Source organism: Tsuneonella sediminis, assembly GCF_051912845.1.
Classification (GTDB): domain Bacteria; phylum Pseudomonadota; class Alphaproteobacteria; order Sphingomonadales; family Sphingomonadaceae; genus Tsuneonella; species Tsuneonella sediminis.
Window position 1 is genome coordinate 1,419,530 of record NZ_JBNCBU010000001.1, and the last position, 14,718, is coordinate 1,434,247.

At 66.6% G+C, this 14,718-nt stretch carries 14 protein-coding genes; 10 read left to right on the forward strand and 4 right to left on the reverse strand.

Annotated features, from left to right (window positions below; all coding sequences use genetic code 11):
• Positions 1-20: 20 nt before the first annotated feature.
• Positions 21-554, reverse strand: coding sequence for an acyloxyacyl hydrolase (locus ACPV3N_RS07200; protein WP_440116129.1), 534 nt, complete (start codon positions 552-554; stop codon positions 21-23).
• 110 nt (positions 555-664) lie between these two features.
• On the opposite strand from ACPV3N_RS07200, the gene ACPV3N_RS07205 reads away from it, so the two are divergent.
• The 3 genes from ACPV3N_RS07205 (at position 665) to groL (ending at position 4,163) form a co-directional block, all read left to right on the forward strand.
• Positions 665-2,059: an MATE family efflux transporter gene (locus ACPV3N_RS07205; RefSeq protein ID WP_440116131.1), complete on the forward strand. Its 1,395-nt coding sequence runs from the start codon at positions 665-667 to the stop codon at positions 2,057-2,059.
• A gap of 119 nt (positions 2,060-2,178) precedes the next feature.
• Positions 2,179-2,466, forward strand: coding sequence for a co-chaperone GroES (groES, locus tag ACPV3N_RS07210; RefSeq protein WP_440116133.1), 288 nt, complete (start codon positions 2,179-2,181; stop codon positions 2,464-2,466).
• A 53-nt stretch (positions 2,467-2,519) separates the two neighbouring features.
• Positions 2,520-4,163: a chaperonin GroEL gene (gene groL, locus ACPV3N_RS07215; RefSeq protein ID WP_440116135.1), complete on the forward strand. Its 1,644-nt coding sequence runs from the start codon at positions 2,520-2,522 to the stop codon at positions 4,161-4,163.
• Between the two features lie 80 nt (positions 4,164-4,243).
• Here groL and ACPV3N_RS07220 read toward each other — a convergent pair whose 3' ends face one another.
• Complete coding sequence (locus ACPV3N_RS07220; protein ID WP_440116137.1) at positions 4,244-4,999, reverse strand: N-formylglutamate amidohydrolase; 756 nt, start codon at positions 4,997-4,999, stop codon at positions 4,244-4,246.
• A 59-nt stretch (positions 5,000-5,058) separates the two neighbouring features.
• Between ACPV3N_RS07220 and ACPV3N_RS07225 the strand changes: the two genes are divergently transcribed.
• From ACPV3N_RS07225 to ACPV3N_RS07245, 5 genes are all read left to right on the forward strand, one after another.
• On the forward strand, positions 5,059-5,973 hold the full coding sequence (locus ACPV3N_RS07225; RefSeq protein ID WP_440116139.1) for a transglutaminase family protein: 915 nt from the start codon (positions 5,059-5,061) through the stop codon (positions 5,971-5,973).
• Positions 5,973-6,836: a transglutaminase-like domain-containing protein gene (locus tag ACPV3N_RS07230; protein WP_440116141.1), complete on the forward strand. Its 864-nt coding sequence runs from the start codon at positions 5,973-5,975 to the stop codon at positions 6,834-6,836. The genes ACPV3N_RS07225 and ACPV3N_RS07230 overlap by 1 nt, the downstream gene beginning before the upstream one ends.
• 69 nt (positions 6,837-6,905) lie before the next feature.
• Entirely contained in the window at positions 6,906-7,307 is a 402-nt protein-coding gene (locus tag ACPV3N_RS07235; protein ID WP_440116143.1) for a baeRF12 domain-containing protein, read from the forward strand.
• Between the two features lie 8 nt (positions 7,308-7,315).
• The gene (locus ACPV3N_RS07240) at positions 7,316-7,963 is read left to right on the forward strand and encodes a protein-L-isoaspartate(D-aspartate) O-methyltransferase (RefSeq protein ID WP_440116145.1); all 648 of its coding nucleotides are present in this window, start codon (positions 7,316-7,318) and stop codon (positions 7,961-7,963) included.
• Between the two features lie 254 nt (positions 7,964-8,217).
• Positions 8,218-9,225 (forward strand): serine hydrolase, encoded by a 1,008-nt coding sequence (locus tag ACPV3N_RS07245; RefSeq protein WP_440116147.1) that lies wholly within the window; start codon positions 8,218-8,220, stop codon positions 9,223-9,225.
• On the opposite strand, the gene ACPV3N_RS07250 is transcribed toward ACPV3N_RS07245, so the two are convergent.
• Entirely contained in the window at positions 9,219-9,899 is a 681-nt protein-coding gene (locus tag ACPV3N_RS07250) for a DJ-1/PfpI family protein (RefSeq protein WP_440116149.1), read from the reverse strand. The two genes, ACPV3N_RS07245 and ACPV3N_RS07250, sit on opposite strands and share 7 nt — an antisense overlap.
• A gap of 104 nt (positions 9,900-10,003) precedes the next feature.
• Positions 10,004-10,255 (reverse strand): hypothetical protein, encoded by a 252-nt coding sequence (locus tag ACPV3N_RS07255; RefSeq protein WP_440116151.1) that lies wholly within the window; start codon positions 10,253-10,255, stop codon positions 10,004-10,006.
• 210 nt (positions 10,256-10,465) lie between these two features.
• On the opposite strand from ACPV3N_RS07255, the gene polA reads away from it, so the two are divergent.
• Positions 10,466-13,363, forward strand: a complete 2,898-nt coding sequence (gene polA, locus ACPV3N_RS07260) for a DNA polymerase I (protein ID WP_440116153.1) — start codon at positions 10,466-10,468, stop codon at positions 13,361-13,363.
• Positions 13,364-13,404: 41 nt separating this feature from the next.
• Entirely contained in the window at positions 13,405-14,706 is a 1,302-nt protein-coding gene (locus ACPV3N_RS07265) for a sensor histidine kinase (protein ID WP_440116155.1), read from the forward strand.
• Positions 14,707-14,718 lie beyond the last annotated feature (12 nt).

Here is a 14,718-nt window from a genome sequence, read left to right on the forward strand (position 1 = left end):
TAGGCGCAGACGGTTTGGCGTCAAAGCTTCAGATTCGCGCGCAGCCCGATCATGTCGATGCCGGGGTTCTGCTGGCTGTCGAACAGGCGCGCGTTGGAAATGTGCACCCAGCTCGCCTCGATGCTGGCCCGCGGAGCAATCGCGATGCCCACGGCAATCTCGGGTTCGAACAGCACGCGGCTGCCAAGGTCGGTCCGCAGCCCGCTCGCCGTGCTTACGCGCCTTTCGGGTGCGTTGTGCAGGACGAGCCCTACCCCGGGCCGCACGTAGAAACCGCCGAGGCCGAACTTGCGGCTGAGGCCAACACCCACGAGATCGGTCCCTCCATCGGCGGTATTGATCGAACCGAAGACGTACGGTTCGACCTGCGCGACCGGCAGGACCGGGTCGAACCTGTAGCCCAGCTGCAGGTCGGCTCCCCGCTCGCCCGAATCGAGCGTGAACGGGGTGTCGACGGCGTGCTTGTATACCCCGCCATACAACTCGCCGGCGGTTGCGGGCGTGGCGGCGAGGGCGAATGCCGCTCCGGAGGCGGCCAGAAGGAAGCGGATCATGGCCCGCGCTTTAGGCTGTGACACGCTTGCCGCAAGCTGAAGCGAAAATGCGCGGCCCGTTCAGGCGGCGCTTTCGCGGGCATGGGCGCCGGCCTATCCGGGCCGGCTTTATGCCGGACGCAGTCATTCCCGACGCCCGGGCGGCGTGGAAGCGCGAAATTCTCGCGACGCTCGCGCTCGCCTGGCCGCTGGCTGCGGCGAACCTGCTGCAGATGATGGTGTGGGCGATCGACGTGATGTTCATCGCGCGGCTTGGCACGATCCCTCTAGCCGCGGCAAGCCTCTCGTTCGCGCTGTTCGGCACGCTGATGTGGGCACTGAGCGGACTCACTGGCATCGTGTCTGCGCTTATCGCCGCCGCGCTTGGCCGCGGCACCGGCGTGCTGCGCGAGGTCCGGCGGGCAACGCGCATGGCGCTGTGGCTCGCCGTGGGTAGCGGACTGCTGCTCGCGCTGGCGATGTATGGCGGCGAATCGTTCATGTTGTTGACCGGCCAGGACCCCACGATCTCCGCGCGCGCGGGCGAATTTCTGGCGGTACTCGGCTGGGCCGCGATCCCCATGCTGGTGGGCAATGTCCTCAGGAGTTTCGTTTCGGCCCTAGACCGTCCGGTCATCGCGACGATGGTGGTCGCGCTGCAGGTGGGCGTTGCGGCGCTTGCGAACTATGCGCTGGTGTTCGGCCATTTCGGATTTCCCGCGCTCGGCATGATCGGATCCGCGATCGCGAGCAGCGTGACGGCGTGGCTCGGCGTGCTCGCCTATGCCGCGCTGATCCAGTCCGACCGCCGCCTGAGGGCGTTTCACATCTTCGGCCGGTGGTGGAGTCCCGACTGGGCTTACCTGCGGCGGCTCGTCGTGCTGGGCACCCCGGTGACGCTGACCATCATCGCCGAGGGCGGACTGTTCAACAGCGCCGCATTCATGATGGGACGGATCGGCGCCGATCAGCTTGCCGCGCACACCCTTGCATTGCAGCTGGCCGCGTTCGCGTTCCAGGTGCCGTTCGGCATATCGCAAGCCGCCACCATCAGGGTCGGCTTCCACTATGGCGCAGGCGACCGCGACGGCATCGCCCGGGCGGGCTGGTCGGCGATCGTCGTCGGCACCGGTTTCATGCTGACCACGGCCACGGCGATGCTGCTGGTCCCGCTTGCCCTGCTGTCGCTCTACATCGATCCGCGCGCGCCATATTATGCCGCGACGGTCGGGCACGCGGTGCTTTACCTTCGGGTCGCGGCGGCCTTCCAGCTGTTCGACGGGTTCCAAGCGGTCGCTGCGGGGTCCTTGCGCGGGTTGCAGGATACCCGCGCTCCGATGTGGATCGCGCTGACGGGCTTCTGGGTGCCCGGCCTCGCGACCATGCTCTGGCTCGGTTTCTACACCCCGCTCGGCGGGTTGGGCGTGTGGATCGGGCTGCTCGTTGCGCTGGTGACGGTTTCGGCCGGACTGCTCGGCCGGTGGCTGATGCGCGAACGTTTCGGGCTGCTGCCCGCGGCCGGATGACCGGCGAAATTCTTGCCTGCAACCGGTTGACCTTGCCTGCGCGCGCACTAAATGCGCCGGCGCTGGCACTCTCCTCCCGAGAGTGCCAAGAGTTCACTCAATCGAGAGAGGCTAGCATCATGGCATTCCGTCCGTTGCACGACCGCGTTCTCGTCCGCCGCATCGAGGCTGACAGCAAGACCGCCGGCGGCATCATCATCCCCGACAGCGCCCAGGAAAAGCCGAGCGAGGGCGAGATCGTCGCCATCGGCGACGGCGCCCGTGACGATGACGGCGACCGCATCGCGCTCGACGTCAAGGTGGGCGATCGCGTGCTGTTCGGCAAGTGGTCGGGTACCGAGGTCAAGATCGACGGCGAAGACCTTCTCATCATGAAGGAAAGCGACATCATGGGGATCATCGGCTGATCGCCGGGTCCTGACGCTTTCCACAAACCAGACGAATTCCAGGAGAATCCAACATGGCTGCCAAGGACGTAAAGTTCGGCCGCGACGCGCGCGAACGCATTCTCGCCGGCGTCGACACCCTCGCCAACGCGGTGAAGGTCACCCTCGGTCCCAAGGGCCGCAACGTCGTGATCGACAAGAGCTTCGGCGCTCCCCGCATCACCAAGGACGGCGTCACCGTCGCCAAGGAAATCGAGCTCAAGGACAAGTTCGAGAACATGGGCGCGCAGATGCTGCGCGAAGTGGCCTCGAAGACCAACGACAACGCGGGTGACGGCACCACCACCGCCACCGTGCTCGCCCAGGCCATCGTGACCGAGGGCATGAAGTCGGTTGCGGCCGGCATGAACCCGATGGACCTCAAGCGCGGCATCGACCTCGCGGTCGAGAAGGTCGTCGAGAACATCAAGGGCCGCTCGAAGGAAGTGTCCGGCTCGCAGGAAATCGCCCAGGTCGGCATCATCTCGGCCAACGGCGACCGCGAAGTCGGCGAGAAGATCGCCGAGGCGATGGAAAAGGTCGGCAAGGAAGGCGTGATCACCGTCGAAGAGGCGAAGGGTCTCGAGTTCGAGCTCGACGTCGTCGAGGGCATGCAGTTCGACCGCGGCTACCTCAGCCCCTACTTCATCACCAACCCCGACAAGATGACCGTCGAGCTGGATAACCCCTATATCCTGATCCACGAGAAGAAGCTGTCGTCGCTCCAGTCGATGCTTCCGATCCTCGAGGCGGTCGTGCAGTCGGGACGTCCGCTGCTGATCATCGCCGAGGACATCGAGGGCGAGGCGCTTGCCACTCTCGTCGTCAACAAGCTGCGCGGCGGCCTCAAGGTCGCGGCCGTCAAGGCGCCCGGCTTCGGCGATCGTCGCAAGGCGATGCTGCAGGACATCGCGATCCTGACCAAGGGCGAGATGATTTCGGAGGACCTCGGCATCAAGCTCGAGAACGTCACCCTCGGAATGCTCGGCGAAGCCAAGCGGGTGTCGATCGACAAGGACAACACCACGATCGTCGATGGCGCCGGCTCGGCTGACGACATCAAGGCGCGCGTCGGTGAAATCCGTACCCAGATCGACGCGACCACCAGCGACTACGACCGCGAGAAGCTCCAGGAGCGCCTTGCCAAGCTCGCCGGCGGCGTGGCCGTGATCAAGGTCGGCGGCGCTTCCGAAGTCGAGGTGAAGGAGCGCAAGGACCGCGTCGACGACGCGCTCCACGCAACCCGCGCCGCGGTAGAGGAAGGCATCGTCCCGGGCGGCGGCACCGCGCTGCTGTACTCGCAGAAGGCCCTCGAAGGCCTGACCGGCGCCAACGAGGACCAGACCCGCGGCATCGACATCGTCCGCAAGTCGCTTACCTCGCTGGTCCGCCAGATCGCCTCGAACGCCGGCCACGACGGCGCGGTCGTTTCGGGCAAGCTGATGGACGGCAACGACGAGACGATGGGCTTCAACGCCCAGACCGACACCTACGAGAACCTGGTGCAGGCCGGCGTGATCGACCCGACCAAGGTCGTCCGCACCGCGCTCCAGAATGCGGCGTCGGTCGCCGGCCTCCTGATCACCACCGAAGCGGCGATCAGCGAGAAGCCGGAAGACAAGCCGGCTGCCGGCGGCGGCATGCCCGACATGGGCGGCATGGGCGGCATGGGCTTCTAAGCGCATACGCCGTCCAGCCGGACACGAGTGGGCCGGGGGAGCGATCCCCCGGCCCGTTTCGTTTGTCCGCGGGACCGGGTTTACCCGCCGAACGCCTCGCCAAGCGCGGCGGCGAGGACATCGGCCATCGCATCAATGCCGCGCGCGTCCGACAGCCTGTCCTGCCGGACCTCGATTTCTGCATACCGCAGGCCCCGGGGGTAGGCATGGTGCGGGACGGTGTAGTCTGTTGCGTCCATGCGGTAGGGCTCGTTGTCGCCCACGACCAGATCGCCCCGTCCCTGCAGCGTTGCAAGCAGTCGCAGCGCGAGAGCGTCGTGGTGGCCATCGTGCAGGATGCCGATGTCCCACGGGCGCACCTTGCTGTTCATCACCGGGGTGAAGCTGTGCAGGGATACCAGAGCGGCACCCGGCAGACGATCCAGCCGGGCACCGATCGCCGCGTGGTAGGGGTCGAATATCTCGATCCGTCGCGCTTCCCGCTCCAGGGGCGGCAAATCGGCATTGACGGAAACACGCGTCCCATCGCTCCTCGTGACGATCGAGTCCGGGTGCGCCGGATCGCGGTTACAGTCGATCACCAGCCGCGAATAGACCTGCGAAACGAACGGCACACCCTGTCTGGCCGCGAGCGCATCGCCAAGCGCCCGCGTGCCGATATCGACGGCGATATGGCGCGAACGGTCGGCCTTACCCAGCCCCAGGTCGCCGAGCGCCTGGGGAACCGCGCTGCCGGCGTGGTCGCCGACCAGCACGAACGGGCTGTCTGCCGCCATCGGCGGGATGGTGCGGACCGGATTCGGGTCTCGATGGTTGAGAAGGACAGGCGCGGCCATCAGGCCCGTGTCCTTCGCACGAATATCGCAGCCAGGCCAACCCGCACTCCATCGTCACGATGCCCACCGTCTCGATCAACCATGTGACCCGGTACCGCTACCGCCGCGACGTCGCCTTCGGGGAGCACCGGATACTCGTGCGCCCACGCGAGAGTTATGACCAGCGAGTGCTGTCGGCGTCACTCGACATCGATCCCGAACCCGTTTCGCTGCGGTGGCTGCAGGACGTGTTCGGCAATGCGGTCGCGATCGCCACCTTCGATCGCCGCGCCGACGCGCTCGAGATTCGCGGCTCGGCCGAGGTCGAGCATCTGCCGACCCACCCGGCGGATATCCAGATCGAACCCTATGCCGCCTGCTATCCGTTCACCTATTCAGCCGAGGACATGCCCGACCTGCTCCGCTCGATCGAGCGCGACTACCCGGATCGCGACCGGGTAATCGACGACTGGGCGATGAGTTTCGTCGAGACCGGGCGCCCCGCCGATACGCTGGCACTTCTCACGCAGATGACCGAGGCGATCCGGAGCGACTTCGAGTACCAGCCGCGCGAGACGAAGGGCATCCAGCCGCCACTGACCACGCTCTCGCTGGGATCGGGGACCTGCCGAGACTACGCCTTGCTGATGATGGAGGCCGTGCGATCGCTCGGCTTCGCGGCAAGGTTCGTGTCGGGATACCTGTATCAGCCCGACAACGAGAACGCCCGGGTGGGCGGCCATTCGACGCACGCCTGGGTGCGCGTCTTCCTGCCGGGATCGGGCTGGGTGGAATTCGACCCGACCAACGGAATCGTCGGTAACCGCGGGCTGATCCGCGTGGCGGTGGCGCGCGACCCCGACCAGGCCATTCCGCTCTCGGGCACTTGGCGCGGAGTCAAGGGCAGCCAGATCGACATGAACGTCGACGTGCGGATCAAGCAGGTCGACGTCGAAACCCGCCATCCCGAATTCCCCCACAAGGAACCCGCCTGATGCTCATCCGAACCGGCTACGACATCACCTTCGAGACCGATGTCCCCGTACCGATGGTCGCATTGCTCAACGTGCGCCCCGAGCGACAGCCGGACTTGCGCACGCCCGAAGTTCTCCGGACCGATCCGCCAGTTCCGTGCCGCCAGTTCATCGACGATTTCGGCAACGTGGCGACCCGGCTCGTCGTCCCCGCGGGAGGGATCGCCTTGAGCGCCGATTTCGTTATCGAGGACAGCGGAAAGCCCGATCCCGTCATGCCCGATGCGGTCCAGCACCCGATCGACGAGCTGCCGGACGAGACTCTGCCGTTCCTGATGAGCTCGCGCTATTGCGAGGTCAGCCAGCTGGCGGACGAGGCATGGGAGATCGCCCGCGATTACAAGGCCGGATGGGACCGGGTGCAAGCGCTGGTATCTGCCGCGCACGAGCGGATCGCGTTCGATTACACGAAAGCCAGCACGGAGAAGACCGCACGGTCGGTCTACGACGAGCGCTGCGGTGTCTGCCGGGATTTCGCCCACCTCGCGATCACGTTCTGCCGCGCGGTCAACATTCCGGCCCGCTATTGCACCGGGTACCTCGGCGACATCGGGATCGATCCCATCGACGCCCCGATGGACTTCTCCGCATGGTTCGAGGCTTACCTCGGCGGGCGCTGGCACACGTTCGATGCGCGGCACAACACGCCGCGGATCGGGCGGATCGTGATGGCTCGGGGCCGCGACGCGACCGACACGGCCATCACGACCGCCTTCGGCGAGGCCCGGCTGACACGGTTCGATGTCCACACCGACGAGGTTGCCGGCACCGACCTGACGCGCCCGCCGCAGGAGACCGCCCTGCCGCAAAAGGCGCTCGCCTAACCCGCCCCGGGCCAGACTTTCCGGCACCCTGGGGCAGGCTGTTCGTTGGGGGAGGAGAGGAGAAAGACGATGCAATTACCCGCCAAGGCCCACGTGGCGATCGCCGATGGCGAGCGCTTCCTGCTGATGCGCAACGCCGGCACGCCAGAGGATGCAAGGCTGGAACTCGTGGAAGAGCCGTCGCTCGAAGGCGAGCCTGAGAGCGGCGGCTTCGGTCACCACGATCCCAGGAGCGACGACTACAACACCCACGAAAAGCTTGATCACGCGGCCTCGGTCGCAGGTTGGCTCAACCGCGCGGTCCTGCAGCACCGGATCGAGGACCTCGTGATCGTCGCCGATCCGGATACGCTGGGCGAGATGCGCCGCCATTACCACACCGAAACCAGGGGCGTGCTGGTCGCCGAACTCGACAAGCAGGTGACCGGAATGCCCGGTCCCGAAATTCTCGAGGTCATCGAGGCAGCCTGAAGCAGACCATGGCGAGCAGCGAAACCGCGCGAGCGCGTATGGTCGAGCACCAGATCGTGCGTCGCGGCGTGACCGACCAGCGCTTGCTTGCCGCGTTGCGGACCGTCCCGCGCGAGAACTTCGTGCCCGAGGACATGCGCGGATCCGCCTACCGCGATGGTCCGCTCCCCATTGGCGAAGGACAAACAGTCAGTCAGCCCTATATCGTCGCCGTAATGATCGAAGCAGCCGCGATCGGTCCGTGCGACCGGGTGCTCGAGGTCGGAGCCGGTTCGGGCTACGCAGCCGCGGTGCTCTCGCGCATGGCGGCCCGGGTTCTTGCGGTAGAGCGGCACGGGATATTGGCGCGCGAGGCCCGGAGGCGGATCGCCGCGCTCGGCTACGCCAACTGCGAGGTGATCGAGGGAGACGCGATGGCCGGGCTGTCCGGGCATGCTCCCTTCGATGCCATTCTTGTCGCCGCCCGCTCTGAGAGCGTGCCGGGCGCGCTGAAACGCCAGCTCACGATAGGGGGCCGACTGGTGATGCCCGTCGGGGCCGAGGATGTGCAGCGTTTGCTGTGCGTCACCCGTACGGGCCCTGACGAATGGACCGAACGGCATCTCATCGACGTGCGGTTCGTGCCGCTCCTTCCCGGAACCGTGCCCGGAGACTAAACTGCATCAAGCATATAGCTGAATGAGTAGGCAGCTAGGGGCGGCGCGGTCCGGCAACTGTGACGCCGGCCCGGTAGGCCAAGATGCCATAATTCCGAAAAGGTGCGGCGCCGTTTTGTCTCTCCGCAGAACCGGAACAAGATAGGGCTTGCGCTCCATGTCGCTGCTGAGCCACTCTTCATCGTGGCGGCATTGATCGGATTTCCGCGATGCCGTTAAGTCCCTGATAAGCATGATGGGATGAAAATGGGGTCATGGCACTAGGACGGATAGGGCGGCTGGGGGCCGCAATCGCACTCGGTCTGGCGAGCGCCACCTCGGCGCAGGCGGCCGACAACGCCGAATTCACCGAGCTCTTCGATTCGATGCTCGGCACCGACGTGCGCGCGCCGCACAAGTTCGACACGCAGCCGGACTGGTCGCTCGAGGCCACCGTGGCGCGGATAGCCGACGGCTCCGCCGGGCGGATCGGCGTCTACGCGGTCGACCTGGCGAGCGGACGCGCGGTCTCGGTCCTCGGCGACCAGCGATTTCCGATGGCGTCGACCAGCAAGATCGCGATTGCCGCCACCTTCATGGAAGGCGTCGAACAGGGCCGGTGGAGCCTGACGAGCGAATTTCCCTTGCTGGTGCCGGTCGCATCGGCCCGGTTTTCCACGGAGAAGGCACCGGTCGTGCCCGGCCAGCGTTACCAGGCGATCGATCTGATCGAGATGATGATCACCCGCTCGAACAATCCGGCGACCGACGCGCTTCTCGCTGTCGTCGGTGGCCCGCGCGCGGTCAACGCCTGGGCGAGCCGCAACGGGATGCCCGAATTCAATCTGACGCGCGACATCGCCACGCTGGTGCGCGATGACGGCGAGATCGATCCCGCGAAGCGCATCGATATTCGCGACAGCGCTACTCCGCAGACGATGGTCCGCATGCTCGCAGGCCTTTACCAGGGCAAATTCCTCAAGGAATCGAGCCGCAAGGTGATCCTGGGTGCAATGGAGCGCACCCGTACCGGCGCAAAACGGCTTAAAGGCATGCTGCCCGAGGGCGCGCAGGTTGCCCACAAGACCGGCACGCTCAACAACACCGCGAGCGATATCGGCATCATCCACACGCCCGACGGACGCGCGATCGCGGTTGCAGTTTACGTCACCGGCCAGGGATCGAAGCCGGCGCGCGATGCGAAGATCGCCAGCATCGCCCGGGCCCTGTATGACGGCTACCAGGCGACACCGGCCCGCGCCTACGCCAACGCGACCTACTGACGGATCGACCCGGATTCCTGCAACGCGGCAGACATACGCGCTGCCGCAGCATCGTACACCGCCGACCCTAGCGCGGCGCTCAGACGCTTGCCGGCGGCCGCCGGCGTCCCGCAGGCGAACGGCGGATCGGGATCGTATTCGAGCGCAAGCTGGATCCTCTTCGCCGTCTCCTTGCCGGCTTCTCGAGCGACGAGGGTCAGGGCGAAATCGATTCCGGCGGTCACCCCACCCGCGGTCACGACGTTGCCATCCTCGACGACCCGGCGGGGTTCATGCGCCGCGCCGACCAGCGGGAGCAGGTGCGTATAGGCCCAGTGCGTGGTCGCCCGCCTGCCTTCCAGCAATCCTGCCCGGCCGAGGAGGAACGCGCCCGTGCATACGCTGGTCACCCAGCGGGCGCGCGCAGCCGCGGAACGGATGAAATTGATCGTTCGCGCGTCGCCGAGCGCGTCGACGACGCCGTGGCCGCCCGGCACGCAGAGTATGTCGGTAACGGGGGCGCTGTCGAACGTGGCATTGGGAACGAGCGCGAAACCCGAATCGGTGGCGACCGGTTCGGCGGACGCCGCAGCCACTGTGAGGCGCGCGCCGGGCATGCGCGACAACACCTGCGCCGGCCCGGCCATGTCAAGCTGCGTCACGCCGGGGAACAGGACGAACACGACAGAGGTCATCCGCGCACCCTAACGCCGGTGGGCGCAGACGCCCAGCCAGGGCAAACGAAAAGGGCGGCGCCTCGCGGCACCGCCCTCTCGTGTCTTTCGCTAGAAGCGAAGGATCAGTCGGCCTGCGCTTCGGCGGTCGTCTCGCCTTCGACTTCGGCTTCCGCAGCGGCGGCAGCTTCGTCAGCGGCGGCGGCGGTGGTGTCCGCAGCGCCTTCGACAGCTTCGCCCATGGCGTCGGCATTGGCTTCGGTGTCGGCCATCGCCGAATCGGCGGTCACTTCCGCGGCGTCTTCGGTCTTTTCCGAGCAAGCCGAGAGGGTCAGGGCGGCGGCGCCAGCGGCGGCGGCGAGGATGATCTTACGCATAGTCGTTGTTCCTTGAACAGCGTTTGTAAAAGCCCGGCGCAACCGCCGTGCCGCTCCCAAATAATGGCCGCTTTGTGGCGCTGCAAGCGAATTGTGGCGATTCGGCCCGATTTTCGCCGCAATTCGCCCCGGAATTGCCGGATTTCCGCCATTTTTGCCCCGTGGGAATTGAGGCTGACCCCGGGCCCGGCGGCTGCTAGCAGGACCGCGATGGCAGACAAGCAGCATCTCTACCTGGTCGACGGATCGGCCTACATCTTTCGCGCCTATCACCGGCTGCCGCCGCTGACCAACCCCGCCGGGACCCCGGTCGGAGCGGTCTACGGATACACGACGATGCTGTGGAAGCTCGCCGACGACCTCGACAAGGCCGACGGACCGACCCATCTCGCGGTCATTCTCGACAAGGGTTCGACGAGCTTCCGCAACGCGCTCTACGACCAGTACAAGGCCAATCGTCCACCGCCTCCGGAAGACCTGGTCCCGCAGTTCCCGCTCATTCGCGACGCGACGCGCGCATTCAGCCTGCCGTGCATCGAGGAGGACGACCTCGAGGCCGACGACCTCATCGCGAGCTACGCCAAGGCGGCGACCCGCCGGGGGTGGGACGTGACGATCGTGAGCTCGGACAAGGACCTGATGCAGCTCATCGGCGAGTGCGCCGAAGGCGACCTCGAGCCGGGGGTTGAACGGGGCGGCTGCATCGACATGCTCGACACGATGAAGAACGCCCGCATTGGCCGGGACGAAGTGGTCGAGAAGTTCGGGGTCCCGCCGGAACTGGTCGGCGACGTGCTCGCCCTGATGGGGGACAGCGTCGATAACATTCCCGGCATCTTCGGCGTGGGGCCGAAGACCGCCTCGAAGCTCATCCAGGAATACGGCAGCCTTGCCGCGGCGCTCGATGCGGCGCCCGAGATGAAGAAATCGAAACTCCAGGAGCGCCTCGTCGAGGGCCGCGAGATGGCGGAGCTCAGCCGGGTGCTGGTCGAACTCAAGAGCGATTGCGAATTGCCCATCCCGCTCGACGACATGAAGCTAGCTGGCGTGCCGGCCGAACCGCTGTCCGCGTTCCTTGCCGAGCACGGGTTTACCAGCCTGCTGAAGCGCCTCGACGCCGGACGCGGCAGCCCCGACCGGCCGACCCAGCTCAACCCCGCGAAGCAGCAGACCACAGGCGCCGCAGCATCGTCCGGCGGCAACCGGCAGCCGCCCCCCGACCTGCCGGCCATCGATCGCGCCGCCTACGAGTGCGTGACGACCATCGAGCGACTGCAGCACTGGATCGAGCGTGCCTTCACCGCGCGTCTTGTCGCGATCGATACGGAAACCAGCAGCCTCGATGCGATGCGGGCCGAGCTTGCCGGGATCAGCCTCGCGCTGGGTCCGAACGACGCCTGCTATATCCCCCTCGGCCATATCGTCACCGACGGGGGAGGCAGCGACATGTTCGCGCGCAAGCCCGAGCAGGTCGACCGCCAGGCCGCCTACGATGCGCTGCGCCCGCTGCTGACGAGCGATGCGGTCCTGAAGGTTGGCCACAATATCAAGTATGATCTCAACATCCTCAAGCGGTGCGCGGGGATCGATGTCGCGCCGATCGACGACACGATGATCGTCAGCTTCGCGCTCGACGCCGGCCGCAGCCTGGACGGGATCGGGGCGGGAGGAATCGGCGGCGGCCACGGGATGGACGAACTGTCGCAGCGGCACCTCGGGCACACCACGCTGACGTTCAAGGACATCTGCGGGACGGGCAAGAAGGCGATCCCGTTCGGCGAGGTTCCGCTCGACCGGGCCACCGAGTACGCAGCCGAGGACGCGGACGTGACCTGGCGCCTCTACCGCGCGCTCAAGCCCCGGCTCGCTGACGAAGCCGGCACGCGGGTATACGAGCGCGTCGACCGGCCGCTGATCCCGGTCGTGGCCCGGATGGAGCGGCACGGGATCAAGGTCGACCGCGCGGCACTCGCGAAACTTAGCGAGGAGTTCGCCCGCGAGACCGCACGGATCGAGCGCGAGGTATGGGACTGCTGCGGGATCGAGTTCACCATCGGCAGCCCCAAGCAACTCGGCGACGTGCTGTTCGACAGGATGGGCTACAAGGGCGGCCGCAGGGGAAAGAGCGGGCAGTATTCGACCGACCAGGCGATACTGGAAGGTCTCGCGGCACAGGGGGCAGAGGTCGCCACCAAGGTGCTCGAATGGCGCCAGCTCACCAAGCTCAAAAGCACATATACCGACGCGTTGCAGGCGGCCATCAACCCCGAAACGGGCAGGGTCCACACGAGCTACAGCCTCGTCGGCGCGCAGACCGGCAGGCTCTCGTCGACCGACCCCAACCTGCAGAACATTCCGATCCGCACCGAGATCGGCCGGCAGATCCGTGAGGCGTTCGTGGCCGAGCCGGGCAACGTCCTTCTCGCGGCCGATTACTCGCAGATCGAGCTCCGCCTCGCCGCGCACATGGCCGACGTGCCGCAGCTGAAACAAGCCTTCGCCAACGGTGAGGATATCCATGCGCGGACCGCGCACGAGATGTTCGGAACGGTCGACCGGGATACGCGCGCCCGCGCCAAGACGGTCAACTTCGCCATTCTCTACGGCATCAGCCGCTGGGGCCTGGGAGGGCGGCTCGGGATCGACGCGGACGAGGCGCAGGCCATCATCGACACCTATTTCCAGCGCTTCCCCGGCATTCAGGCCTACATTCACAGCACGCTCGAACGGGTGCGCGACCTCGGTTACTCGGAGACACTGTTCGGCCGCAAGACCTGGTTCCCCCGCATCCGGTCGGGCAATCAGGCCGAGCGCCAGGGAAGCGAGCGGGCTGCGATCAACGCGCCGATCCAGGGAACGAGTGCGGACATCATCAAGCGCGCGATGGCGCGGATGATGCCCGCACTGGAGGCCGCGGGACTCGGCCATGTCCGGATGCTGCTGCAGGTTCACGACGAACTGGTGTTCGAACTTCCCGAGGGCGACGTCGCCCGGGCAACGCCGGTGATCGAGCGCGTGATGGCCGACGCCGCGCTACCCGCGATATCGCTCGACGTGCCACTCGGGATCGAGATCGGCCACGGGGTCAGCTGGGGCGCGGCGCACTAATCCTTGTGGACGCGCCGATCGGGTCCTAACCGGGCAATTCGATGGAGGAGAGGTCAACCCAGGCCGGCGAACCCGCCGCGCCCTTCACGCTGCCCCGGTTGGGCCGACAGTGGAGCACGTTCGCGACATTCGGCGTGGTCGCGGCCGCGTTGCTGCTGGCGATGTTCCTCATCTTCAACACGATCGACGCGGAACGCGCGCAGCGCGCGCAGGTTCAGCGGACGAGCGCCGTACTGACCGAACTCGGCAACATCGGGCGGTCGGCGGTCAACGCAGAGACCGGCCAACGGGGCTATCTGATCACGCTCGACCGCCGGTACCTTGCCTCATACCACCTGGGTCGCGAGCAGTATGGCCCGACGATGGATCGCCTGCGCACCCTGCTCGGCGATGCGGCTACGCCCCGCCAGCGCGACCTTCTCGACGAGATCGAGAATCTCGGCGATGCGAAGTTTGCAGAGATCGACCAGTCGCTGCGCCTCATCGACAGCGGCGATCTGATCGGCGCGCGCCGGCTTGTCCTCACCGACGAGGGCCAGGAGGCCATGGAACGCCTGCGCCTCGCCGTGCGGGAACTGGAAGACATCGAACGTGGGCTTCTGCTCGATGCGTCCGAAAGCTCGGCACGGGCCGAGGCGCGCGTAATGCCTCTGCTGGTCGGCCTGCTGGCGCTGATCTTCGTCGCGCTCTGGCTCGGCCTTCGACTGTCCGTCCGGACCGCCCGGGCGGAGGCCGAAGCCGCGCAGGCAACGGCGCTCGCGGAAGCCCGTGACCGGGCGGATCTCCTCGCACGCGAACTCAACCACCGGGTCAAGAACCTGTTTGCGGTGATCCTCGCGATCGTTCGGATGAGCGCGAAGGACGAGCCCGAGGCGAAGCCGGTGGTCAACCGCATTGCCGAACGGATCAACGCGTTGCTCACCGCCCACGAGGTCACGCAGGGAACCCTCGAAACACCCGTCGCATCGCTTCAGGCGCTGATCGAAACCACCGTGCGGCCCTACCTGACATCGACCCGCAAGGTGGACCTGGGCGGCCCCCTCGTCGAATTGCCGGCCAAGCAAGTCACCCCGCTCGGCCTCGTGCTCCACGAGCTCACCACGAATGCCGTGAAATACGGGTGCTGGCAGTCCGGCGGGGTCCTCGAGGTGAAATGGACGCGCGAAGGCGACCAGATCGTTATCCGCTGGCACGAGAATTGCCCGGGCGAAGGCGTCGAGCCCGAACGGCAGGGCTTCGGCAGCCTGCTGATGACCAGTTCTGCCAAGCAGCTTCGCGGCTCGATCGACCGCGCATTCACCAGGGACGGCGTGCGTGTGACGATCAAGCTCCCCGTAGCCTGACCCCCGGCCCGG